The organism is Modestobacter roseus, assembly GCF_007994135.1.
Taxonomy (GTDB): domain Bacteria; phylum Actinomycetota; class Actinomycetes; order Mycobacteriales; family Geodermatophilaceae; genus Modestobacter; species Modestobacter roseus.
Genome location: NZ_VLKF01000001.1, coordinates 1558080 through 1581064, shown reverse-complemented (window position 1 = coordinate 1581064; position 22985 = coordinate 1558080). Strand labels below are relative to the sequence as shown.

Genomic DNA, 22985 nt, shown 5'->3' with positions numbered 1-22985 from the left:
GCGGTGCTACTGGTGCGGGTGGTGCCGGCCTACTGCTCGGCGAGGCGGGACAGCATCTGCTGCCGCCACGCCTCGGTCGGCGCCAGGTCGTTGAAGGTGAAGACGTGGAACTTCTCGATCCGCTGGTCGCTCGCCCCGATCTCCGGGGCCAGGCCGCGGATGATGCCGTCGGGGCTGTAGCCGCCGGGCACGAAGAAGCGCCACAGCAGGTTCTGCTGCTTCTTGAGGAACTTCGCCGACTCCCCGACACCGAGGCCGTTGGAGACCCGCAGCAGCTTCTGCCGGGTCACCGCGCCCGGGATGCCGATGTGGATCGGCAGGTCGACGCCGCGGCGGCGCAGCTCCCGGGCCCAGCCGAGGATCTTGCCGGTGTCGAAGCAGATCTGGGTGGTGATGTGCTGGGCGAAGGGCGCCTTGTCGGCGAGCGCGCCGTAGAGCACGTCGTCGGAGACGGACGGGTGGCCCTCGGGGTGGCCGCCGATGCCGACCTCGGTGAACGGGTGCCCGATCTCCTTCATCGCCAGCAGCAGCGCGTGGGCGTCCTTGAACTCGGTGGGGGTGTCGGTCGGGTCACCGCCGACGACGAACACCTCGGTGATGCCGGCCTCGCGGACCTGGGCGATGACGTCGGTCAGGTGTGCCCGGTCGTGGATCTGCTGGGCGCTGAAGTGCGGGGCCACGGTGTAGCCGGCCTGGGTCAGCCGGACGGCCAGCTCGACGGTCGCCCCCATGCCCTTCGCCGGGGAGGCGGTGACGGTCAGGCGGACGTCCGTGGGCACGTGCTCCTGGACGTCGTCCCCGGTCTTCTTGAACGGGATGACCTCGTAGCCGAGCGTCTCGAACGTCCGGCGCAGGGCGGCGCGGGTCTCGGGGTTGCGCGGAAGCGACCTGTTCACTCCGTGTCCCTTCCTCGTGGGGTGCGCACCCGGGGACGGGGCGCGGGCGGCGGGGCTGGGGCGGGCCGGCCGGTGGCCGTCGTCCCCCCGTCACCATAGGGACGGGCCTGTGACCGGCGGCACAGTGCAATGGCGGCTCCGCGGCGGGCGGGTGTGGCAGCCGTGAGCGGGTCAAATGTCGCGCGGGCGGGCACCGTGCGACCTCAGCCCGCCCCGGTCCCGGCGTCGGCCCCGGCGTCGAACTGGGCGTCGAACTGGGCGTCGAACTGGGCGTCGAACTGGGCGCGGGCGGCGACGAGCGTGTTGTGCAGCAGCATCGCGATGGTCATCGGGCCGACGCCGCCGGGTACCGGGGTGATCAGCGCGGCCCGCTCCGCGGCGGCCGCGGTGTCGACGTCGCCCACCAGGCCGGCGTCGGTGCGGTGGATGCCCACGTCGACCACCACGGCGCCCTCCTTGACCCAGTCGCCCTGCACCAGGCCGGCGCGGCCGGCAGCGGCGACGACGACGTCGGCGCGGCGGCAGACCTCGGCGAGGTCGCGGGTGCGCGAGTGGCAGATCGTCACCGTCGCGTTGCGCTGCAGCAGCAGCTGGGCGACCGGCTTGCCGACCAGCTCGGAGCGGCCGATGACCACCGCGTTGGCGCCCTCGAGCGGCACGTCGTGGGCGTCGAGCAGCTCGATCACCCCTGACGGGGTGCACGGCCGGAGGCCGGGCCGCCCCTGGGCGAGGAGTCCGGCGCTGAGCGTGGTCAGCCCGTCGACGTCCTTGGCCGCGGGGATCAGCTGCACCAGCGCCCCGGCGTCCAGACCGGCCGGCAGCGGCAGCTGCAGCAGGATCCCGGAGACCTCGGGGTCGGCGGCCAGCTCGGTGAGCACCTCGGCCACCTCGTCCTGGGACGCCGTCGCCGGCAGCAGCCGGTGGTGGTCGGTCATCCCGGCGGCGACGCACTGCTTGCGCTTGCTGGCCACGTAGACCGCGGACGCCGGGTCGTCGCCGACCAGGACGGTGGCCAGCCCCGGACGGCGGCCGGTGCGGGCGGTGAACTCGGCGACCTCGGCCGCCGTCCGCTCACGCACCTGCTTCGCCAGCGCTTTGCCGTCCATGAACTTGCCGTCCATGAACTTGCCGTCCATCAGAGCACCACGGTGGCGTTGCCGTGCCGGAACACCCGGTCCTCGCAGTGCCAGGTGACCGCGCGGGCCAGCACCGAGCGCTCGACGTCGGCGCCGCGGCGCTGCAGCTCGGCCGAGGTCTGCGCGTGCGACACCCGGGTGACGTCCTGCTCGATGATCGGACCCTCGTCCAGGTCCGCGGTGGCGTAGTGCGCCGTGGCGCCGATCAGCTTCACGCCGCGGGACTTCGCCTGCACGTAGGGGTTGGCCCCCATGAACGCCGGCAGGAACGAGTGGTGGATGTTGATCACCGGGCAGCCGACGGACTCCAGGAACGTGTTGCTGAGGATCTGCATGTAGCGGGCCATGACGACCAGGTCGACGTTGCCCCGCAGCACCTCCAGCTGGCGGGCCTCCGCCTCGGCCTTGGTGTCCTTGGTGACCGGGATGTGGATGAACGGGACGCCGAAGGCGCGCACCTCGTCGGCGAGGTCGGCGTGGTTGCTCACCACCAGGACCGGGTTCATCGCCAGCTCACCGCGGCCGACCCGCCACAGCAGGTCCAGCAGGCAGTGGTCGTAGCGGGAGACCATGATGCCCACCCGCTTCGGCTCGTCGGCCCGGGTGAGCGACCAGTCCAGCCCGAACCGGGCGGCGACGTCGGCGAACTCCGCCTCGAGGCGCTCCTGCTGGGCGGACAGCCCGTCGAGGTGGAACACGGTGCGCTGGAAGAAGCGCCCGCCCTCCGGGTCGGTGGAGTACTGGCCGAGCTCGATGATGTTCGCCCCGTGCTCGGCCAGGAAGGTCGAGACCGCGGCGACGACGCCGGGTCGGTCGTCGCACTGCACCAGCAGGCGGCCGACGTCCCGGGTGCCGGGCATCGGGGACGCTGCCGCACGCGGGGCGCCGAGGGTGACCATCTGGCTCATGGGGGAGGCTCCTGGCAGGGGTCGCTGGGACGGTGGGTGGCCGGGGTGGACCGGCCACGTCTCTCAGTGCACCTTAGGAATGAGGTGCGTCACGGCGGATCACCCGGATGACGGGACCGGGCCGTGCGCGCGTCGCGGGCCCACCGCGACAAGTGACGTAGTCGCGGCGCGGACGGCGCGGACGGGACCGGGTGCGTCACGAGCGGAGGCTCCCACGCCGACGCCGCGCCCGCTGGCCCGGCTGTCCTCCCGGGAACGCCGGTGGTCCCGCGGACGACGGCGGGACGGTGCGCGCTGCCCGCCGGCCCGGCACCGGGTAGCCTCGGACCAGCACCGACCACCCGGCACCTGCAGGGTGTCAGGCGGCGACGTCCGGCTCACCGTGTGTCGCCCCGGCCGCCGATCGGAGGCTCCGGTCCCTCCGCGAGGGTGGGGTCCCAGGGGCCGAGGCGTCGGCCTCACGGAGGTCCGCCCGGCCAGGTCCCGGCGCGGGGTGGGCACCGGAGGCCCGCCGTCCGCGACGTCCGTCGCCCGGCTCCGGGGCGGTGCGCAGCACCATGCCGCGGGCGACTCCGCGCGCGGCATCCAGAGGAGGATCTGTGGGCCGATCAGGCCAGCGCCCGACCGGGCCGCGACGTGCGGCCCCGCGGAACCAGCGACGCGTCCCCGGCGACGTCGTCACGCTGCTGTCCCGCACCGTCCGCTCGGTGGAGGCCGCCGTCCAGGCCGGCCGCGTCACCCCGGCGGTGCGCACCAAGTTCCAGGTCGTCGCCCTGATGGTGCGCGAGGAGCACGCCCGCGTGCGGGCGGACGAGAGCCTCAGCTCCGCCGCCCGGTCCGAGCAGCTCAAGAAGATCGACGGGATCGGCACGATCCTGGCCAAGACCGCCGTGCGCGACCCCGGGTTGCTCGCGCTGCTGGCCGATGACGCCGTCGTCACCTCCGCCGCCCGGTCGCTGCAGCAGGAGATGCAGCGGTCGGTCGGCATCGAGCCCGAACCCGAGCCGGAGCCCGAGCCGGAGCCCGCGGCCACGCCGGCCGCGGCGCCCGAGCACCGGGTGGTGCCGCAGTCGGTGATCTCCCGGCAGCTGGCCAACCCCTTCCTCGCGCCCGACTTCTCCGCCGCGCCCCCGCCCGTGGCCCGGCCGCGCCGGCTCGCCGGCTGGGAGCTGATCGGCCCGCTGCTCAACTCCTTCGAGCGGGCCGGCGGCGGCGACGCCGCGTGCATGCCGCTGCCCGCACCGTCGGCCCGGCCGCTGCCCGGGGGCGCCGAGCTGATGCCCCACCAGGCGCAGCTGGTGGCCGCCGCGGCCGCCGGTCACCGCACCTTCCTGCTCGCCGACGAGCCCGGGCTGGGCAAGACCGCGCAGGCGCTGCTCGCCGCGGAGGCCGCCGACGCCTACCCGCTGCTGGTCGTCGTGCCGAACGTGGTCAAGACCAACTGGGCCCGCGAGGCCGCCCGCTGGACGCCGCGCCGCCGGGCCACCGTGATCCACGGCAACGGGGAGACCGTCGACGGCTTCGCCGACGTCGTGGTTGTGAACTACGAGGTGCTCGACCGGCACGTGGGCTGGCTCGGCGACTTCGGCTTCCGCGGCATGGTGGTCGACGAGGCGCACTTCATCAAGAACAAGACCTCGCAGCGTTCCCAGCACGTCCTCGAGCTCTCCGAGCGGCTGCGCACCCGCACCGTCCGGCCGCTGCTCATGGCGCTGACCGGCACGCCGCTGATCAACGACATCGAGGACTTCCGGGCGATCTGGCAGTTCCTCGGCTGGATCGACGACGCGAAGCCGCTGGGCGAGCTGATGAACGCCCTGGAGGAGGTCGGCCTGACCCCGGCCGACCCGGGCTTCTACACCGCCGCCCGGCGCTGCGTCATCGACATGGGCATCGTCCGGCGCCGCAAGGTCGAGGTGGCCGCCGACATCCCCGCCCGCCGGATCGCGGACCTGCCGGTCGAGCTGGACGGCGCGGCCGGCCGCTCGATCCGCGCCGCCGAGCGCGACCTCGCCCGCCGGATGGTCGCCCGGTACGAGACCGCGCTGGCCAACCGCCGCGCCGGTGAGCAGGTCGAGGGCATCGACGCGGACCTGGTCCGCACGGTGGCCCGCTGGGAGCTCAAGGACGCGACGACCTCCAGCAACGGGGACAACGTCTTCGGCATGCTGCGCCGGATCGGCCAGGCCAAGGCCGACCTCGCCGCCGACTACGCCGCGCAGCTGGCCCGCAGCGCCGGCAAGGTGGTCTTCTTCGCCAAGCACGTCGACGTCATGGACGCCGCCGAGCAGGTGTTCACCAAGCAGGGCGTGCGGTTCTCCTCCATCCGCGGGGACCAGACGCCCGGCGTGCGGCAGCGCAACGTCGACGCCTTCGTCAACGACCCGGGCGTCGCCGTCGCCGTCTGCTCGCTGACCGCGGCCGGGGTGGGGATCAACCTGCAGGTGGCGTCCAACGTGGTGCTCGCGGAGCTGTCGTGGACCGACGCCGAGCAGACCCAGGCCATCGACCGCAGCCACCGCATCGGGCAGACCGAGCCGGTCACCGCCTGGCGGATCATCGCCGCGCAGACCATCGACGCCCGGATCGCCGAGCTGATCGACAGCAAGGCGGGGCTGGCCGCCCGGGCGCTGGACGGTTCCGACGAGGAGGTGCAGTCGTCGGCCGACGTGCAGCTGGAGGCGCTGGTGGCGTTGCTCACCGACGCCCTGGAGGCGCGGCCGGTGCCGGTCGCGCCGCTGCCGGTGCCCGCCGACGACTGAACCGGCGGCCGGTGCTGCTCGCCGGTGGGCCGTGCTCACCGGCGAGCCGGCTTCTCACCAGCGCGGGCTCACCAGCGCAGGCTCACCAGCGCAGGCTCACCAGCGCAGGCTCACCAGCGCAGCGGCTCCACCGAGCGGGAGTGGGCGGTGCGGCAGGCGCGGCAGTTGCCCCAGGTGACCAGCTGGTAGGGCGTGGTGGGCCGGCCGCACTCGGGGCACGGGACCACGTCGGCTGCCTGGGCGCGGGCCTCGTCGCGCTCGCGGGCGCGCTGGGCGTGGACGGCGCCGTCGCCGCGGCAGGTGCACCCGAGGTGGGCGTCGGCGCAGCGGGACCGGGGTGTGGCGATGGGGGGCCTCCTGGGTGGGCGGGGCGGTGCCGGATCGATCCGTCCGCCGGGCGCCGGGCCCGGAGACGGACGAGGCCCCGGCGTGGAACGCCGGGGCCTCGTCACGTGGCTCAGATCGGGCGGACGTTCTCCGCCTGCGGGCCCTTCTGGCCCTGCGTGACGTCGAACTCGACGCGCTGCGCCTCGTCCAGCGACTTGTAGCCGCTACCGCTGATCGCGGAGAAGTGGCAGAACACGTCGGGGCCGCCACCGTCCTGCTCGATGAAGCCGAAGCCCTTCTCGCTGTTGAACCACTTCACGGTGCCCTGGGTCATGTCGTCCTCGTCCCGGTGGGGGTTGTCCGGCCGACAGTCGTCGCGCCGGGATCGCCGTACCGACCGGCAGGACCGAGAGGGAACGTCAGGCAGAGACGACTGCGGACGTCCGGGAACGAAGCAGAGGCACAACGGCGATCACCGTGGACTGTACGGCCTCGACCGCCTCCTGTGGGGCGGACCGCCCAGGAACGTCATCACACCGTGGTCCGGGGGGGTCCCCCGGCAGGGGCATCAGCCGGGCGCGGGGCCGGCCAGCCGGGCGCGGAGCGCGGCCCGGGGCAGGGCGGCCTGGACCGTGCCGCCCCGGCCCAGCTCGCGCGCCTCGCCGTCCCCGTCGACGCCGGCGGCGGTGCACGTGCAGGTGAGCCGGTTGCCGCGCTGCTCCGTGCAGGTGGCGGTCACCCGGACCCGGTCGCCGACCCGGCTGGGCGCCAGGTGCTCGACGGTGACCGACCGGCCGATGCCGTCCTCGCCCGGCTCCAGGTACCGCAGCAGGAGCTTGCGGGACGCCTCCTCGAAGTGCTGGGCCATCCGGTACGTGGCGTACACGGGGTGCACCGGGCCCAGCTCGTCGAACCGGACGGTCATCTCGGGGGTCACCACCACCTCGACCGAGGCGGTCGCGCCGGCCGGGACCGGCCTCATGCGTCGAAGTCCACGGTCACGGCCGCGGACACCGGCAGCGCCTGGCAGGTGAGCACGAACCCGGCCGCCACCTCGGCCGGCTCGAGGGCGTGGTTGCGCCGCATCCGCACCTCGCCGTCGGTCACCCGGGCCCGGCAGGTGCCGCACACCCCGCCACGGCAGGCGAACGGCAGGTCGCCGCGCACCCGCTGGGCCGAGTCGAGCACGGGGGAGTCCCGCGGCAGCGCCAGGGTCGTCGTCCGGCCGTCGAGCACCACGGTCACCGTGCTGCTCGGGCCGGTGACCGTCCCCTCGTCGCCGCGCACCGGCTCGGGCGGGGCGTCGTCGACGAAGAACAGCTCCTGGTGCACCCGCTCGGCGGGCACGCCCAGCTCACCCAGGAGGGCACGGGCGTCGGTGACCATGCCGTGCGGGCCGCACAGCCACCAGTGGTCGACCCGGCCGGCGTCGACGAAGGCGTCCACCAGCGCCCGCAGCCGGTCGCCGTCCAGCCGGCCGCTGGTCAGCTCGGCGTCGCGGCGCTCGCGGGAGAGCACGTGCACCAGCTGCAGCCGGGTGCCGTGGCGGTCCTTCAGGTCGGCGAGCTCGTCGGCGAACATCACCGTGTCGGTGCGGCGGTTGCCGTAGAACACGGTGACGGTCGAGACGCCGTCCCGCAGCACCGTGCCAGCCAGGCCGACCGCCGGGGTGATGCCCGAGCCGGCGACGACGAAGACGTGGTCGCCCGGGACGTCCAGGTCGGCGGTGAACGTGCCCGCCGGGGGCAGCACCTCGATCCGGTCGCCGGGCCGCACGTCGTGCACCAGCCAGGAGGAGAAGAACCCGCCGGGCACCTCGCGCACCCCGACCCGGGGCGGCGACCCGACCGGCGCGCAGATCGAGTACGAGCGGCGCTCGTCGCGATCGCCGTCCACCCGGCGCAGGGTGAGCGCCTGGCCCGGCCGGAACCGGAAGTCCGCGGCGAGCTCGTCGGGGACGGCGAAGGTCACCGCCACCGCGTCGTCGGTCAGCGGCTCGACCGAGGCGACGGTGAGCGGGTGGAACCGAGCACGGCGTCGGGGGACCACTCAGACCTCCTTGACCTTCTCGAACGGCTCGCCGCACGACCGGCACCGGAACAGCGCCGTGCAGGCGGTCGGGCCGAACTCGCTGACCTGGTCGGCGCCGGGGGAGCCGCACAGCGGGCAGGTGGCGGTGCGGCGCACCGGTCGCAGCTGCAGCGGCACCGGGCCGGTGGTCCGCGCGGGAGCGGGGCCGGGCGGCGCGATGCCGGCGGCGGCCAGCTCCCGGCGGCCGGTCTCGCTGATCCAGTCGGTGGTCCAGGCGGGCGCGAGCACGGTGCGGACGTCGACCCGCTCGAAGCCGGCCCGGTGCAGGGCGTGCAGCAGGTCGGCGCGCATGACCCCCAGGGCCGGGCAGCCGGTGTACGTCGGGGTGATCTCGACGACCAGCGTGTCCTGCTCGGTGCGGACGTCGCGCAGCACGCCCAGGTCGGCGAGGGTGACCATCGGCAGTTCGGGGTCGGTCACCGTCGCGGCCACCGCCCGCGCGTCCCGGAGGCCGGGCCGGGCGCCGGTCACCAGGTCGCCGCCGGGTGCGCACGGGCGAGGCCCTGCAGGGTGGCGAGCAGCCCGGTCAGCTCCGGTCCGTGCACGCCGGTCCGGCCGCGGGGTGCCGTGCCGGCCGGCCAGTCGGGCACCCGCAGCGTCGCCTGCCGGAGCACCGTGGTCAGCACCTCGCGCACCTCGTCGCGGACGTCCGCCGGGTCGACGCCCACGCCGGCGCCGGCCAGCCGCCGCTCGACGTCGGTGGCGGTGAACAGGTCGGCCAGCAGCGGCCAGACGGCGTCGGCGCCGTCCTGGGCGCGCCGGTGGGACTCGGCGGTCCCGTCGCCCAGGCGCAGGACCCAGCGGGCGGCGTGGTCGCGGTGGTAGGTCAGCTCGTGCACGGCCTTGCCGGCGATCGCCGCGAGCACCGGGTCGCGCGAGCCACGCAGCCGGGTGACCACCGCCAGCCGGACGGTCGCGGCGACGAGCAGCCGGAGGGTGGTCCGCGCGAAGTCGCCGTTCTCCGCCGCGACCAGCGCGGTGCAGCGGAACTCGTCGGGGTCGCGGAAGTAGGCCAGCGCGTCCTCGTCGGGGATCGAGCCGGTGGCCAGCGAGCGGGAGCGGCCGAGCACGCCGAGGGAACCGGCGCGGGCGAGCAGCAGCCGGGCCTGGCCGAGCAGGTCCAGGGCGGTGTTGCCGATCGCCACCTCCTCCTCGAGCTCGGGTGCAGCGGTGATCCACTCGGTGAGCCGCTGGGCGAGCACCAGGGCGTCGTCGCCGAGCATCAGGCAGTACCCGCCCAGGTCGGTGGGGTCGACGCCGTCGGGGGCCCGGGTGTCGACCCCGGCCAGGGGCTCGTCGAACCCGGTGCCGAACGCCCACTGGCCTGCACCGCCGTGCGCGGAGTCCAGTGCGTCGTAGACGGTCTCCTCGTGCAAGGTGACTCCTCAGGGCGGCCCCCTCCCAGGGACCCGCGATGCGCGGAACGAGCGTCGCCGGGAGGGAGGAGGTCCTTCTAGATGTGCGGGACGTCGTCGGGGAGCTCGTAGAACGTCGGGTGCCGGTAGACCTTGTCGCCGCTGGGGGCGAACATCGGGTCCTTCTCGTCGGGGCTGGACGCGGTGATGTCCGCCGCCCGCACCACCCAGATGCTCACGCCCTCGTTGCGCCGGGTGTAGACGTCGCGCGCCGCGTGGACGGCCATCTCGTCGTCGGGAGCGTGCAGCGAGCCGACGTGCACGTGGTTGAGCCCGCGCTTGCCGCGCACGAACACCTCGTACAGCGGCCAGTCGCGGCGGGTGGTGGCGCGCTGCGGCTGGACCGGCACCTGCGGCCCGGTGGGGACCGCGCCGTGCCCGCCCTCGGCGGTGAGGTCAGCCACCGTGCCTGCTCGCGAACGCCGTGGCGGCTTCGGTGACCCAGGCGTTGTCGTCGCGGGCGGCCCGGCGGCGGGCGATCCGCTCGGCGTTGCACGGTCCGTCGCCGGCGAGCACCTGGCGGAAGTGCTCCCAGTCGATCGGGCCGAACCGCCAGTGCCCGGCCTCGCTGTCCCAGTGCAGGTCCGGGTCGGGGAGCGTCACGCCCAGCACCTCGGCCTGCGGCACGCTCATGTCCACGAACCGCTGGCGCAGCTCGTCGTTGCCGTGTCGCTTGATGCCCCAGGCCATCGACTGCGCCGAGTTCGGGCTGTCGGCGTCCGGCGGGCCGAACATCATCAGCGACGGCCACCACCACCGGTCGACGGCGTCCTGCACCATCGCCCGCTGCTCGTCGGTGCCGCCCATCATGGTCAGCAGCAGCTCGTAGCCCTGCCGCTGGTGGAAGGACTCCTCCTTGCAGACCCGGATCATCGCCCGGGCGTAGGGCCCGTAGGAGGAGCGGCACAGCGGCACCTGGTTGCAGATGGCCGCGCCGTCGACCAGCCAGCCGATGACGCCGACGTCGGCGTAGGTCAGCGTGGGGTAGTTGAAGATCGAGCTGTACTTCTGCCGGCCCTCGATCAGCTTGTCGGTGAGGTCGGCCCGGTCGGCGCCGAGCGTCTCGGCGGCGGCGTACAGGTACAGGCCGTGGCCGGCCTCGTCCTGCACCTTGGCCAGCAGCACCGCCTTGCGCCGCAGGCTGGGTGCGGCCAGCAGCCAGTCACCCTCCGGCTGCATCCCGATGATCTCCGAGTGCGCGTGCTGGGCGATCTGCCGCACGAGCGTCTTCCGGTAGCCCTCGGGCATCCAGTCGCGGGGCTCGATCCGGCGGTCGGCGGCGATCGTCGCCGCGAAGTGCTCCTGCAGGTCGGCCTCGCGGGTCGAGAGGGTCGGCGCGGACATCGCTCCTCCATTTACTGACCGGGCGGTCGGTAATAGTGTGCCGCGCAGTGACGCAGCACACAAGCGGCAGGCGGAGGCCGGGATGACGGTGGCGGACGGTCGTGCGGGACGGCGGGGCGGGGCACCGGACCCGGGCACCCTGGACGCGGCCGAGCGGATGGGCGCGGACGAGCTGCGGGCACTGCAGCTGACCCGGCTGCGCTGGTCGCTGCGGCACGCCTACGACAACGTGCCGCACCACCGGCGGGCCTTCGACGCGGCCGGCGTGCACCCCGACGACTGCCGTGACCCCGCCGACCTGGCCCGCTTCCCGCTGACCGGCAAGGCCGACCTGCGGGAGGAGTACCCGTTCGGCATGTTCGCCGTCCCCCGGGAGCAGGTGCGGCGGGTGCACGCCTCCTCGGGCACCACCGGCCGGCCCACCGTCGTCGGCTACACGGCCGAGGACCTCACCACGTGGGCGGGGCTGATGGCCCGGTCCATCCGGGCGGCCGGTGGCCGGCCGGGCGACCTGCTGCACAACGCGTACGGCTACGGGCTGTTCACCGGCGGGCTGGGCGCGCACGCCGGGGCGGAGGCGCTGGGCTGCACCGTCGTCCCGGTCTCCGGCGGCATGACCCCGCGCCAGGTCCAGCTGATCACCGACTTCCGCCCGCGGGTGCTGATGATGACGCCGTCCTACGCGCTGACGGTGATCGACGAGTTCGAGCGGCAGGGCCTGGACCCCCGGTCGAGCTCGGCGGAGATCGGCATCCTCGGCGCCGAGCCGTGGACCGAGCAGATGCGCGGGGAGATCGAGGAGCGGCTCGGGATCGACGCCGTCGACGTCTACGGGCTGTCGGAGGTGATGGGCCCGGGTGTGGCCCAGGAGTGCGTCGAGACCAAGGACGGGCTGCACGTCTGGGAGGACCACTTCCTGCCCGAGGTGATCGACCCGGTCACCGGTGACGTGCTCCCGGACGGCGAGGAGGGCGAGCTGGTGTTCACCTCGCTCACCAAGCGGGCGATGCCGGTGGTCCGCTACCGCACCCGCGACCTGACCCGCTTGCTGCCCGGCACCGCCCGGCCCGGGATGCGGCGGATGGCCCGGATCACCGGGCGCACCGACGACATGATCGTGCTGCGCGGGGTGAACCTCTTCCCGACCCAGATCGAGGAGGTCGTGCTCGGCACGCCGGGGCTGTCGCCGCACTTCGCCCTGGAGCTGACCACCCGGGGCCGGCTGGACCACCTGGTCTGCCGGGTCGAGGCCCGCCCCGACTGCCCGGCCGGGCGGCGTGCGGACGCGGCGGCGGAGGTGACGCGCGGCGTCAAGGACGTCGTGGGCTCGACGATCGAGGTGCTGGTGGTCGACCCGGACACGCTGCCGCGGTCGTTGGGCAAACTGCAGCGCATGACCGACAACCGGCGGCGGACGTGACCTCGGGTGCGGTGACCTCGGGTGCGGTGAGCTCGGGTGCGGTGGCGCGGCGGGGCCGCCCCGGGCACTCGCTGGACTCGCTGCTGGAGGTGGCGGTCGCGGTCTTCATCGAGCGCGGCTACGACGCGACGACCATGGACGAGATCGCCGGCCGGCTCGGGGTGACCAAGTCCGCGATCTACCACCACGTGCCGAGCAAGGTCGAGCTGCTGCGGCTGGCACTGGACCGGGCGCTGGACGACCTGTTCGCCGTGACCGGCGAGCCGGGCGCCACCCGCGGGCCGGCCGTCGACCGGCTCGAGCACGTCGTCCGCGGCTCGGTGCGGGTGCTCACCGAGCGGTTGCCGTTCGTCACGCTGCTGCTGCGGGTGCGCGGCAACACCGACGTCGAGCGCGCGGCGCTGGCGCGGCGCCGGGAGTTCGACCACGTGGTCACCGGGCTGGTGCGGGCGGCGGTGGCCGAGGGCGACGTCCGGCCCGACGTCGACCCGGCGGTCACCGGCCGGCTGCTGTTCGGCACCGTCAACTCGCTCACCGAGTGGTACCGCCCCGGTGGGGAGCTGAGCGCCGGCGCGCTGGCCGACGCGGTGGTCACGACCGCCTTCGCGGGGCTGCGCACCCGCTGAGCGCGGGCCTCAGAGGTCCCCGAGCGCGCGCACCGGCGACTCCACGCAGTCGGCCACGAACCGCAGGAACCCGCCGGCGGTGCCGCCGTCGCAGGCCCGGTGGTCGAAGGCCAGCCCCAGCTGGGCGACCGACCGGACCGCGAGCTCCCCGTCGACCACCCACGGCCGGGGGACGACCCGCCCGATGCCCAGGATCGCGATCTCCGGGTGGTTGATGATCGCGGCCGCTCCGTCGAGGCCGAAGACGCCGTGGTTGTTCACGGTGAACGTGCCGCCGGAGAGGTCCGCCGGGGCGAGGCGCCCGGCGCGGGCCCGCGCCGTGCGGTCGGCCAGCGCCGCGGACAGGTCGCGGGTGGTCAGCCGGTGGGCGTCCCGCACCACGGGCACCACCAGCCCGCGGTCGGTCTGCGCGGCGAACCCGAGGTGGACGGCGTCGGGGAGCACGAGCTCGTCCCCCTCGACCCGGCCGTTGAGCTCGGGGAACCGGCGCAGCCCCAGCAGGGCGAAGCGGGCGAGCAGGGCCAGCAGCCCCACCGGCCGGTCCGGCGCCGCCGCGGTCAGGCTCGCCCGGGCGGCGAGCAGCTCGGTGGCGTCGACGTCGACCCAGACCGTCGCCTCGGGGATCTCCCGGCGGGAGCGGCTCAGCTTGTCCGCCGTGGCCTTCCGGACGCCGGTCAGCGGCACCCGGCGGACCCCGGGTTCGTCGGGCGCGTCCCTGACCGGCGGCTCCGGTGCGGGCGGCCCGGTGCGGGCGGTCAGCGCCCCCTCGACGTCCCGGCGGGTGATCGTGCCGCCGAAGCCGCTGCCGGTCAGCTCGCGCAGGTCGAGCCCGCCGGCCCGGGCGAGCTTCCGGACGATCGGGGAGATGACGGCGGGTGCGGCGGCGGGCCGCCCGGCGGTCACCGGGTCGGACACCGGCCGCCGGTGCCGCCGCCGGCCCGCACGCCGGGGTGGGGCGGCCGACGTCCCGTAGCCGATCAGCACGCTGCCCGAGCCCTCCTCGCTGCCTGTTTGCTCGCTGCCTGACTGCTCGCTGCCTGTCTGCCGGCTGCCCCGAGGCGCCTGGGCGGTCGGCGCCGGCGTCACGACGCCGGGCTCGTCGAACCCGGCCGGCTGCACCTCCAGCAGCGGGGAGCCGACCGCGAGGGTGGCGCCCGGTGTCCCGTGCCGGCGGGTGACCACGCCGGCGAAGGGGACCGGCACCTCGACGGCGGCCTTCGCCGTCTCGACCTCCACGACCGGCTGGTCGACGGCCACCGTGTCGCCCTCCTCGACCAGCCAGGTCACGATCGCCGCCTCGGTGAGGCCTTCGCCGAGGTCCGGCAGCAGGAAGACCGGCACGTCAGTGCTCCGTCCGTGCGGGGACGACCTCGTCGTCCCACTGCAGCCGTGCGATGGCGTCGAGCACCCGGTCGACGCTGGGCAGGTGGTGCTGCTCCAGCCGGGGCGGTGGGTAGGGCACGTCCAGGCCGGTGACCCGCAGCACCGGCGCGGCCAGGTGGTGGAAGCACTGCTCGGTGACCCGGGCGGCGACCTCCGCGCCGTAGCCCCCGAAGCCCTGCGCCTCGTGGACGACGACCGCGCGCCCGGTGCGCCGGACGGAGGCGGTGACCGTCTCGTCGTCGAACGGCGACAGCGACCGGAGGTCGACGACCTCGACGTCCCAGCCCTCCTCGGTGGCGGCCTCGGCCGCCTCCAGCGCGGTGGCGAGCATGCCGCCGTAGGCGATCAGCGTGACGTCCGCGCCGGGGCGGCGGACGGCGGCCCGGTCGACCGGCAGCGGGTCGGCGCCCAGGGTGGTCGTCTCCTTGCTCCAGTACCGGCGCTTGGGCTCCAGGAACACCACCGGGTCGGGGCAGTCGATGGCGGCCCGCAGCAGGTCGTAGGCGTCGCCCGGGGTGCCCGGGGCCACGACGCGCAGACCGGGGGTGTGGGTGTAGTACGCCTCGGAGGAGTCCGAGTGGTGCTCCACCCCGCCGATCCCGCCGCCGTAGGGCACCCGGATCACCACCGGCGCGCCCACCCGCCCGCGGGTGCGGTTGCGCAGCTTGGCCAGGTGGCTGGTGACCTGCTCGAAGGCGGGGTAGGCGAACGCGTCGAACTGCATCTCGACCACCGGCCGCAGCCCGGCCATCGCCATGCCGATCGCGGTGCCGACGATCGCGCTCTCGGCCAGCGGGGTGTCGAACACCCGCCGCTCGCCGAACCGGTCGGCCAGGCCGTCGGTGACCCGGAAGACGCCACCGAGCGTTGCGACGTCCTCGCCGAAGACGACGACCCGCTCGTCCTCGGCCAGCGCGTCGGCCAGCGCCCGGTTCAGCGCCCCGGCCATGGTCACCGGGGTGGCGGCCGTGGCCTCCGCGGTCGCCGGGAGGGTGGCGGTCACCGGTCGTCCCCGGCCGGCGCCGCGAGCTCCTCGGCCAGCAGCTGCCGCTGGGCGCGCAGCTGCGCGGTGGGCTCGGCGTACACGTGGTCGAACAGGGCCAGCGGGTCCGCTTCGGCCTCCTGGGTCGTCCCCTCGCGCACCAGCGCGGCGAGCTGCTCGGCCTCGGCGGACAGGGCCTCGCGCGCGGGGGCGTCCAGCAGCCCGCGGTCGGTGAGCAGGCACTCCAGCCGGGTGATCGGGTCGCGGTCGCGCCAGGCGGCCACCTCCTCCGCGCTGCGGTAGCGGGTGGCGTCGTCGGCGTTGGTGTGCGCCTCCATCCGGTACGTGCGCGCCTCGACCAGCGTCGGCCCGCCCCCGGCCGCCGCGCGGGCCACCGCGGCGGTGAGCACGGCGTGCAGCGCCGCGGCGTCGTTGCCGTCGACGAGCACGCCGGGGACCCCGTGCCCGACCCCCTTGTGCGCCAGTGACGGGGCGGCGGTCTGCTTGGCCAGCGGCACGCTGATCGCGTAGCCGTTGTTCTGCACCAGGAAGACCACCGGCGCCCGCCACACCCCCGCGCAGGTGAGCGCCTCCGCGGTGTCCCCCTCGCTGGTGGCCCCGTCCCCGAGCAGCACCAGCGCGACGGTGTCCTGGCCCTGCAGCCGGGCGGCGTGCGCCAGGCCCACGGCGTGCAGGGTGTTGGTGGCCAGGGGGGTGCACTGGGGCGCGACCCGGTGCGCGTACGGGTCGAACCCGGTGTGCCAGTCGCCGCGGAACTGCGTCAGGGTCTCCAGCGGGTCGACCCCGCGGGTCACGACGGCGACCGAGTCCCGGTAGGTGGGGAACAGCCAGTCCTGGGGTCGCAGCACGGTGGCGGCGGTGACCTGGCAGGCCTCCTGGCCGCGCGAGGAGGGGTAGACGGCCAGCCGCCCCTGCCGGGTGAGCGCGGTGGCCTGGGCGTCGAACCGCCGGCCGAGCACCATGCGCCGGTGCAGGTCGAGCAGCACGTCGTCGGCGGGCAGCCGGAGCTGCGAGCCGACCTGCTCCCCGGTGGGGCCGACCAGCTGGAGCGGCTCGGCGGTGGGCAGCAGGTCCCACCCCGGTGGACCGGCCAGCTCGCGAACGAGGTCGTCGGGGTGGGACTGCTGGACCGGGGGAGCGGCCATGACGACCTCCGCGAGAAGTGCGACCTGTGTCACACACTCTGCGACCGGGATGATCACCCGTCCAGAGCAGCGGGCAGGTCCCGGACGCGCGGACCCCGGCGCCTGCCGGGGCCGCCGCGGCCGGACGCGCGGTCGGCCTCAGGCCCGGGGACGCGCCGGTTGTCCGGCCAGCGGATCGCCCAGTTCGTCGAGCACCAGCACCGTCTCGGTGCCACGCACCCCGGGGATGGCCTGCAGGGTGTTCAGCACCAGGTCGCGCAGCGCCCCGGCGTCGGAGGTGCGCACCAGCAGCACCAGGTCGTGGTCACCGGAGACCAGCGCGGCGTGCCAGACCTCGGGGATGGCGCCGATCCGCTCCCGGACGTCCTTCCAGGCGTGCTGGGCGATGCGCAGGTTGACGAACGCGGTGACCGTCAGCCCGAGCCGCGCGGGGTCGACCCGGGCCGACCAGCCGGTCAGCACGCCGTCGCGCTCCAGCCGCTGGACGCGGGCGTGCACCGCGGCGCGCGAGGCGTGCACCTGCTCGGCCAGCGCGCGGACCGACAGCCGGGCGTCCGCCCGCAGGGCCGCCACGATCCGCCGGTCGACGTCGTCGAGGCCGGCAGCCGGAGCCGGGGGGCGGGACGGCGGCGGCTGGGTCACCGCAGCAGTGTGACCCACGTCCCTGCACCGGTGGTCGCGCACCGGGCGGGGAGGGCCGGCGTCAGTGCTGGTGCGGCACCGGCAGGGTGAGCCGGAAGCGCGCCCCTGCGCCCGGGGCGGTGACCAGCTCGACGTCGCCCCCGGAGGCCCGGGCCAGGGACCGGGCGATCGCCAGCCCGAGCCCGGCGCTGGCGCCGCCGGCCCGGCTCCGCGACGGGTCGGCGCGGTAGAAGCGGTCGAAGGCCTGGGCCGCCTGCTCGGCGGTCATCCCCGGGCCCTCGTCGACGACGTCGAGCACGGCGCGGCCGCCCACGGTGCCCACGCCGATGCGCACCGGCGAGCCCGGGGGTGTGTGCGCGGCGGCGTTGCCGACGAGGTTGGTCACCACCTGGCGCAGCCGCGCCTCGTCGGCGGTGACCGGTGCCGGGCCGGGCGCGCCGGAACCGCCCGGCCCGGTCAGCCGCACCGAACGCTCCGGGTCGAGGGCGTGCAGCTCCAGCCGCGCCTCGGTGGCCAGGGTGCGCAGGTCCATCGGTGCCCGGTCCAGCTGGGCCTCCAGGGTCTGGTCGAGCTGGGCGAGGAGCAGCAGGTCCTGGGTCAGCGCGGTGAGCCGGGCGGCCTCCCCGGCGATGCGGGACATCGCCCGGTCGACGTCGGCCCGCTCGGGCAGCGCACCCATCCGGTACAGCTCCGTTGTGCCGCTGATGCCGAACAGCGGGGTGCGCAGCTCGTGGCTGACGTCCTCGACGAAGGTCCGCATCCGCGCCTCGGCCGCCGCCCGGTCGGCGAAGGCCCGTTCCAGCTGGCCGAACATGGTGTTCAGCGACCCGCCGAGGTGCCCGATCTCGGTACTCGACGGTGCCAGGGCGGGCACCCGCCGGGTGAGGTCGCCGTCGGCGATCGCCGCCGCCGTGGTCTCGATCCGCCGCAGCGGCCGCAGCCCCCGGCCGAGCGCGAACCAGCCGACCGCGCTCAGCAGCCCGAGCAGCACCAGCCCGCCGACGACGCTGGCGGTCCGCAGCCGGTCGACGGTGGCGTCCAGCTCGGCGAGCGGCGCCGCCGCGACCACCACCCCGCGGCCGTCGCCGGTGGGCCGGGCGGCGGCCCGCCAGCGCCCCGACCCGTCCGCGGCCGGCAGGTCGACGGCCGAACCGTCGGTGGGCACCTCCCGCAGCCGCGCGGGCGCCGGCAGCGCGGAGCCGGTCAACGCGGAGCCGGTCAACCCCGAGCCGGTCAACCCCGAGGAGAGGAGCCCGTCCACCACCTCGCCGTCGGCGTCCAGGTACACGACGTACGGCGCACCGACGAGTTCGAGGGCCGGGTCGAGCAGCTCGGCACGGGGTGCGGCGCCGCCGTCCGGGACCGGCCCGGTGGGCGCGGCCCGGGCCACCAGGGCGGTCAGCGACCCGAGCTGGGCGTCGAGCCGGTCGAGCTGGTGCCGCTGCAGCTGCTCGGAGACGACGACGCCGATCAGCGCGAGCCCGGCCAGCAGCAGCCCGGCGGTGACCAGCAGCAACCGCGCGCGCAGTGACAGCCGGCGGAGCGGGGACCTCACCGCCGGGGCTCGCGCAGCACGTAGCCCACCCCGTGCACGGTCTGGATCAGCCGGGGCTCCTCGGTGTCCACCTTGCGCCGCAGGTAGGAGATGTAGGTGTCGACGATGCTGGCGTCGCCGTTGAAGTCGTAGTGCCAGACCCGGTCGAGGACCTGCGCCTTGGTCACCACCCGGCCGGCGTTCTCCATCAGGTGGCGCAGCAGCCGGAACTCCGTCGGGGACAGGCGCACCGGCCGGCCGGCCCGGGTCACCTGGTGCCCGTCGGTGTCCAGCGCCAGCGTGCCCACGGTGAGCACGTCGCTCCGGTGCCCGTTGGTCCGGCGCAGGACGGCGCGGATCCGGACGACGAGCTCCTCGAGGTCGAAGGGCTTGGTCACGTAGTCGTCGGCGCCGAGGGTGAGGCCGGTGACCTTGTCCGTCTGCCCGTCCCGGGCGGTGAGGAAGAGGACCGGCACCGGCCCGTGGCCGCCGTCGACGCGCAGTTCCCGCAGCCGCCGCACCACCTCGAAGCCGTCCACGTCGGGGAGCATCACGTCCAGCAGCACCAGGTCCGGTGGCTCCGTGGTCCCCGCGGCCAAGGCCTCGGCCCCGGTCGCGGCGGAGGCCACGGTGAAGCCGGCGAAGCGCAGGGCGGCGGCGAGCAGCTCCCGGACGGTGGCGTCGTCCTCCACCACGAGCAGCCGCTCCCCGCCGCCGCGGGACGTCATCGCCGCGCCGGCCCGGTCCACGGCGGACAGGGTAGGCACCCGAGCGCGGGCCGGCTCACACGTCGCGCCGTCGGAAGACGACGACGGCGGCGGCCAGCACCGCGGCGACCCCGAGGTACAGCCCGCCCAGGTTCAGCCACGGGTCGGGCTCGCCGGGCACCGGGGCGACGGCCATGACCGCTGCCGCGCCCGTGCTGGGCCAGTAGTGGACCAGGCCCTGCAGCCAGGAGGGGAGGAGCCCGGCCATCGCGGGCACGAGGAACACGATGCCGACCAGGGTGGCGAGCGCGCCGGCCGTGGCCCGCAGGAGCGCGCCCAGACCGACCGACAGCAGGGCGATCGCGGCGAGGTAGAGGCCGCCACCGGTCACCGCGGCGAGCACGCCGGGGTCACCGAGGGAGGCGCTGGGCACGTCCTGCGCGCGCAGCAGCAGCTGGCCCAGGGAGAAGGCGGCGAACGCGAGCGCCTGCCCGGCCACGAGGGACACGGCGGCCGCCAGCACGACCTTGGCGCCGAGCAACCGGGCGCGGGCGGGCGTGGCGGCCAGCGACGTCTGGATCAGCCCGGTGGCGTACTCCGAGGTGACGACCAGGATGCCCAGCACGCCGATGACCAGCTGCGCCACCAGGTAGGAGGTCAGGCTGACGTTCGTCGGATCCCACACGTCACCGCCGGCGAGCGTCTCGGCGTGCAGCTCCCGGGCCGATCCCATCGACAGCGCGGTGACGCCGAGGGCGACGGCGAAGAGGCCGGCCAGGGTGGCCCAGGTGGAGCGCAGGCTGCGGAACTTGACCCACTCCGCGCCGACGGCGTGCGCGAAGCCGGCGCGCGGCGCCGGGGCGTCGACCCGGGCGCTCACGCCGCCGCCCCTGCGTACTCGACGCTGTCCCGGGTCAGCTCCATGAAGGCGTCCTCCAGCGAGGGGACCTGGGGGGTGAGCTCGCTGAGCGCGGTGCCGGACCGGGCGGCGAGCCGGCCGATCTCCTCCCCGGTCAGGCCGGAGACGACCAGCGCGGCCTCGGGCGCCTCACGCACGGTGGCCCCGGCGGCGGTCAGCCGCCGGGCGAAGGTGCCGGCCTCGTCGGTGCGGACGAGCACGGTGCCCGCGCCGGCGGCGCGCACGAGGTCGCCGATGCCGGTGTCGGCGATCAGCCGCCCGCGGCCGACGACGACGAGGTGGTCGGCGGTCTGCGCCATCTCGCTCATCAGGTGGCTGGACACGAGCACCGTGCGGCCCTCGGCGGCCAGCGAGCGCATGAACTCCCGGATCCAGCGGATGCCCTCGGGGTCCAGGCCGTTCACCGGCTCGTCGAACAGCAGCACGCGCGGGTCGCCGAGCAGCGTGGCCGCGATGCCCAGCCGCTGGCGCATGCCCAGCGAGAAGCCGCCGGCCCGCCGGCCCGCCACGCTCTCCAGGCCGGTGCGGGACAGCGCCCGGTCGACCCGGTCGCGGGGGAGGCCGTTGCTCACCGCCAGCGCCAGCAGGTGGTCGTACGCCGTCCGGCCGGGGTGCACGGCGGACGCGTCGAGCAGCGCCCCCACCTCGGTCAACGGTGAGCGGAGGTCGCCGTGGCGGCGGCCGCCGATGGTGGCCGCGCCGTGGGTCGGCGCCACCAGGCCCATGATCATCTTCATCGTCGTCGACTTGCCCGCCCCGTTGGGGCCGAGGAAGCCGGTCACCTGCCCGGGCTCGACGGTGAACGTCAGGTCGTCCACCACGGTCTGCGGGCCGTACCGCTTGGTCAGCCCCCGTACCTCGATCGTCGTCATGGCCGGGAGCGTGGCCGGTCGCGCTGGCCGGCTCCTGGGAGGTCCAGGGAGAGATCTGGGAGTGGGGACGACGAACCGCCCGTCGCCGCACGTGGCGGCCGGAGGTTCCCAGGGGACTCTGCGACCGGTCGCGGTGCCGGTCCAGCGCGGGAGCGGCGACGACCGTGACGACGGCGACGAGGACGGCGCGCGGGGCGGCCGAGGCCGACCTCCCCGGCCGACCGGCCCGGAGGTCAGCGCGGGGCAGCCGCCGGCCGGGGCGCCCCGGTCCGCGGGCCGCGCAGCGCCACCAGGACGGCGAGGGCGGCCAGCACGGCGGCGCCCGCCCACATCGCCTGCTGCCAGCCGTCGACGAAGGACTCCTGCGCCGCGCGGACGAGCGCCTGCGCCTGCGGGCCGGCCTGCTCGGCGGCCGCGAGCGCGGTGGCCACCCCCGCACGGGCCGTGTCGGCGGTGCCGCCGGGGACGTCGGTGAGCCCGTCGAGCCGGGTGCCCACGGCGCTGCGGTACCCGGCGGACAGCACCGCGCCCAGCAGCGCGACGCCCAGCGCGGTCCCGAGCTCGCGGGTGACGTCGTTGAGGGCGGAGGCCACGCCCTGCCGCTCGCGGGGCAGCGCCGCGGTGATCGCCTCGGTGGACGGCGTCATCGACAGGCCCATGCCCAGGCCCATGGTCAGCAACCCGGCCAGCACCGAGCGGTAGCCGCCGTCGACGGAGACGAGGGCCGCCATGGACACCAGGCCGCCCGCCCCGAGCAGGATCCCGGCGGTCATCGTCGCGCGGCTCCCGATCCGGGCCGCGACCCGCGGCGCGAGGGTCGAGGCGGTCATCATCAGCAGCGCCATCGGCAGCAGCGCCACGGTCGAGCGCAGCGCCGACCAGCCGAGCACGGCCTGGAAGAACGGGAAGAGCACCACGAAGATGCCCGCCTGGACGCCGAAGACGGTCAGCAGCGACACCGAGCCGCTGGCCAGGCCGGGCTCGCGGAAGAGCCGGACGTCGAGCAGCGGGGCGGGCCGGCGGAGCTCCCACCCGACGAAGCCGACGGCGGCGGCGACGCCGAGGAGCAGGCTCACCAGCGGGCCGGGCGCCGTCCACCCCAGCACCGGCCCCTCGTGCAGCGCGACGACGAGCCCGAGCACGGCGACCACCGAGGTCAGCGAGCCGACGACGTCGAACCGGTGCCCGGCGGGCTCGCGTGAGTTCGGCACCGACCGCAGCGCCAGGACGACGGCGGCCAGGACGAGCGCGATCGGCAGGACGAACAGCCACCGCCAGGTCTCCACGTCGACCAGCACCGCGGACAGGTACATGCCGAGGATACCGCCGCCCCCGGCGACGGCGGTCCACACGCCGATGCCCTTCGCGCGCTCGCCCTCGGGGAAGGTGGCGGTGATGACGGCGAGGGTGACCGGCATGATCATCGCCGCGCCGACCCCGCTGAGGACCCGGGCGGCGACCACGACCTCGGCCGTGGGCGCGAGCCCGGCAGCGGCGTTCGCGAGGCCGAAGACCGCCAGCCCGGTGAGCAGCACCGGCCGCCGGCCCCACCGGTCGCCGACCGCGCCGAGCGGGAGCAGCAACGCCGCCAGGGTGATCGTGTAGGCGTTGATCATCCACAGCACGGCGCTCTGCGAGGCGTCGAACTCGACGGCGAGGTCGGGCTGGGCGACGTTCAGCCCGGACACCGAGGCGATGACGGCCATCAGCGCGATGCAGGCCGCGAGCAGGATCGCGCGCCGCTGGCGGGGGTCGGTGACGGGCGCGTCCGCGGCCGGGTGGGCAGGGAGGTCGGTGCTCATGGGGTCCTCTCCGGAGGGCAGGGGGAAGCGGCGCCGGGACCGGCGTCCGGGCG

At 75.4% G+C, this 22985-nt stretch carries 22 protein-coding genes; 3 read left to right on the top strand and 19 right to left on the bottom strand.

Translation table 11 applies throughout. The features are described from left to right. Positions 1-29: 29 nt before the first annotated feature. The 3 genes from JD78_RS07545 to purU all read right to left on the bottom strand — a co-directional run bounded on the left by JD78_RS07545 (position 30) and on the right by purU (position 2940). A complete protein-coding gene (locus tag JD78_RS07545) occupies positions 30-896 on the bottom strand; it encodes a methylenetetrahydrofolate reductase (RefSeq protein ID WP_153361670.1) in 867 nt (288 codons plus the stop codon). Positions 897-1099: 203 nt separating this feature from the next. Further along, complete coding sequence (folD, locus tag JD78_RS07540; protein WP_228395315.1) at positions 1100-2032, bottom strand: bifunctional methylenetetrahydrofolate dehydrogenase/methenyltetrahydrofolate cyclohydrolase FolD; 933 nt, start codon at positions 2030-2032, stop codon at positions 1100-1102. Further along, positions 2032-2940 (bottom strand): formyltetrahydrofolate deformylase, encoded by a 909-nt coding sequence (purU, locus tag JD78_RS07535; RefSeq protein WP_153361671.1) that lies wholly within the window; start codon positions 2938-2940, stop codon positions 2032-2034. Before purU ends, folD begins: the two co-directional genes overlap by 1 nt. 599 nt (positions 2941-3539) lie before the next feature. On the opposite strand from purU, the gene JD78_RS07530 reads away from it, so the two are divergent. After that, complete coding sequence (locus tag JD78_RS07530; protein ID WP_228395316.1) at positions 3540-5702, top strand: DEAD/DEAH box helicase; 2163 nt, start codon at positions 3540-3542, stop codon at positions 5700-5702. A 457-nt stretch (positions 5703-6159) separates the two neighbouring features. Here the strand turns inward: JD78_RS07530 and JD78_RS07525 are convergent, their stop codons facing one another. The 7 genes from JD78_RS07525 to paaA form a co-directional block, all read right to left on the bottom strand. Continuing rightward, positions 6160-6363 (bottom strand): cold-shock protein, encoded by a 204-nt coding sequence (locus tag JD78_RS07525; RefSeq protein ID WP_153361672.1) that lies wholly within the window; start codon positions 6361-6363, stop codon positions 6160-6162. A gap of 234 nt (positions 6364-6597) precedes the next feature. Further along, positions 6598-7011: a thioesterase family protein gene (locus JD78_RS07520; RefSeq protein WP_153361673.1), complete on the bottom strand. Its 414-nt coding sequence runs from the start codon at positions 7009-7011 to the stop codon at positions 6598-6600. Next, positions 7008-8078 carry a 1,2-phenylacetyl-CoA epoxidase subunit PaaE gene (gene paaE / locus JD78_RS07515; RefSeq protein WP_153361674.1) on the bottom strand — a complete coding sequence of 357 codons (1071 nt, stop codon included), beginning with the start codon at positions 8076-8078 and terminating at the stop codon, positions 7008-7010. Before paaE ends, JD78_RS07520 begins: the two co-directional genes overlap by 4 nt. Then, positions 8079-8591, bottom strand: a complete 513-nt coding sequence (paaD, locus tag JD78_RS07510; protein ID WP_228395317.1) for a 1,2-phenylacetyl-CoA epoxidase subunit PaaD — start codon at positions 8589-8591, stop codon at positions 8079-8081. Further along, positions 8588-9496 carry a 1,2-phenylacetyl-CoA epoxidase subunit PaaC gene (gene paaC, locus JD78_RS07505; protein WP_153361675.1) on the bottom strand — a complete coding sequence of 303 codons (909 nt, stop codon included), beginning with the start codon at positions 9494-9496 and terminating at the stop codon, positions 8588-8590. Before paaC ends, paaD begins: the two co-directional genes overlap by 4 nt. 77 nt (positions 9497-9573) lie before the next feature. Next, complete coding sequence (paaB, locus tag JD78_RS07500) at positions 9574-9939, bottom strand: 1,2-phenylacetyl-CoA epoxidase subunit PaaB (protein WP_153361676.1); 366 nt, start codon at positions 9937-9939, stop codon at positions 9574-9576. After that, positions 9932-10879 (bottom strand): 1,2-phenylacetyl-CoA epoxidase subunit PaaA, encoded by a 948-nt coding sequence (paaA, locus tag JD78_RS07495; RefSeq protein ID WP_153361677.1) that lies wholly within the window; start codon positions 10877-10879, stop codon positions 9932-9934. The genes paaB and paaA overlap by 8 nt, the downstream gene beginning before the upstream one ends. Positions 10880-10961: 82 nt before the next feature. Between paaA and paaK the strand changes: the two genes are divergently transcribed. Both paaK and JD78_RS07485 read left to right on the top strand, forming a co-directional pair. After that, on the top strand, positions 10962-12299 hold the full coding sequence (gene paaK / locus JD78_RS07490) for a phenylacetate--CoA ligase PaaK (protein ID WP_153361678.1): 1338 nt from the start codon (positions 10962-10964) through the stop codon (positions 12297-12299). Then, positions 12296-12925, top strand: coding sequence for a TetR/AcrR family transcriptional regulator (locus JD78_RS07485; RefSeq protein WP_243730996.1), 630 nt, complete (start codon positions 12296-12298; stop codon positions 12923-12925). The genes paaK and JD78_RS07485 overlap by 4 nt, the downstream gene beginning before the upstream one ends. A 9-nt stretch (positions 12926-12934) precedes the next feature. On the opposite strand, the gene JD78_RS07480 is transcribed toward JD78_RS07485, so the two are convergent. The 9 genes from JD78_RS07480 to JD78_RS07440 all read right to left on the bottom strand — a co-directional run bounded on the left by JD78_RS07480 (position 12935) and on the right by JD78_RS07440 (position 22932). Beyond that, on the bottom strand, positions 12935-14266 hold the full coding sequence (locus JD78_RS07480) for a dihydrolipoamide acetyltransferase family protein (protein ID WP_153361679.1): 1332 nt from the start codon (positions 14264-14266) through the stop codon (positions 12935-12937). Position 14267: 1 nt separating this feature from the next. Further along, complete coding sequence (locus JD78_RS07475; RefSeq protein ID WP_228395319.1) at positions 14268-15311, bottom strand: alpha-ketoacid dehydrogenase subunit beta; 1044 nt, start codon at positions 15309-15311, stop codon at positions 14268-14270. Continuing rightward, entirely contained in the window at positions 15308-16456 is a 1149-nt protein-coding gene (locus tag JD78_RS07470) for a thiamine pyrophosphate-dependent enzyme (protein WP_153361680.1), read from the bottom strand. The genes JD78_RS07475 and JD78_RS07470 overlap by 4 nt, the downstream gene beginning before the upstream one ends. A 138-nt stretch (positions 16457-16594) precedes the next feature. Further along, the gene (locus tag JD78_RS07465; protein ID WP_153361681.1) at positions 16595-17098 is read right to left on the bottom strand and encodes an Lrp/AsnC family transcriptional regulator; all 504 of its coding nucleotides are present in this window, start codon (positions 17096-17098) and stop codon (positions 16595-16597) included. Between the two features lie 61 nt (positions 17099-17159). Continuing rightward, a complete protein-coding gene (locus JD78_RS07460) occupies positions 17160-18653 on the bottom strand; it encodes a HAMP domain-containing sensor histidine kinase (RefSeq protein ID WP_153361682.1) in 1494 nt (497 codons plus the stop codon). Continuing rightward, complete coding sequence (locus JD78_RS07455; protein ID WP_341800129.1) at positions 18650-19381, bottom strand: response regulator transcription factor; 732 nt, start codon at positions 19379-19381, stop codon at positions 18650-18652. Before JD78_RS07455 ends, JD78_RS07460 begins: the two co-directional genes overlap by 4 nt. A gap of 34 nt (positions 19382-19415) precedes the next feature. Then, entirely contained in the window at positions 19416-20219 is an 804-nt protein-coding gene (locus tag JD78_RS07450; RefSeq protein WP_166521056.1) for an ABC transporter permease, read from the bottom strand. After that, positions 20216-21130, bottom strand: coding sequence for an ATP-binding cassette domain-containing protein (locus JD78_RS07445; protein ID WP_153361683.1), 915 nt, complete (start codon positions 21128-21130; stop codon positions 20216-20218). The genes JD78_RS07450 and JD78_RS07445 overlap by 4 nt, the downstream gene beginning before the upstream one ends. Positions 21131-21363: 233 nt before the next feature. Continuing rightward, on the bottom strand, positions 21364-22932 hold the full coding sequence (locus JD78_RS07440) for an MFS transporter (protein WP_153361684.1): 1569 nt from the start codon (positions 22930-22932) through the stop codon (positions 21364-21366). Positions 22933-22985 lie beyond the last annotated feature (53 nt).

What these genes read in the sequence shown, in the direction of transcription:
- folD (WP_228395315.1), bottom strand. Translation starts at nt 2,032, where the DNA reads ATGGACGGCAAGTTCATGGACGGCAAGTTCATGGACGGCAAAGCGCTG.
- purU (WP_153361671.1), bottom strand. Translation starts at nt 2,940, where the DNA reads ATGAGCCAGATGGTCACCCTCGGCGCCCCGCGTGCGGCAGCGTCCCCG.
- JD78_RS07525 (WP_153361672.1), bottom strand. Translation starts at nt 6,363, where the DNA reads ATGACCCAGGGCACCGTGAAGTGGTTCAACAGCGAGAAGGGCTTCGGC.
- JD78_RS07520 (WP_153361673.1), bottom strand. Translation starts at nt 7,011, where the DNA reads ATGAGGCCGGTCCCGGCCGGCGCGACCGCCTCGGTCGAGGTGGTGGTG.
- paaA (WP_153361677.1), bottom strand. Translation starts at nt 10,879, where the DNA reads ATGTCCGCGCCGACCCTCTCGACCCGCGAGGCCGACCTGCAGGAGCAC.
- paaK (WP_153361678.1), top strand. Translation starts at nt 10,962, where the DNA reads ATGACGGTGGCGGACGGTCGTGCGGGACGGCGGGGCGGGGCACCGGAC.
- JD78_RS07470 (WP_153361680.1), bottom strand. Translation starts at nt 16,456, where the DNA reads ATGGCCGCTCCCCCGGTCCAGCAGTCCCACCCCGACGACCTCGTTCGC.
- JD78_RS07445 (WP_153361683.1), bottom strand. Translation starts at nt 21,130, where the DNA reads ATGACGACGATCGAGGTACGGGGGCTGACCAAGCGGTACGGCCCGCAG.
- JD78_RS07440 (WP_153361684.1), bottom strand. Translation starts at nt 22,932, where the DNA reads ATGAGCACCGACCTCCCTGCCCACCCGGCCGCGGACGCGCCCGTCACC.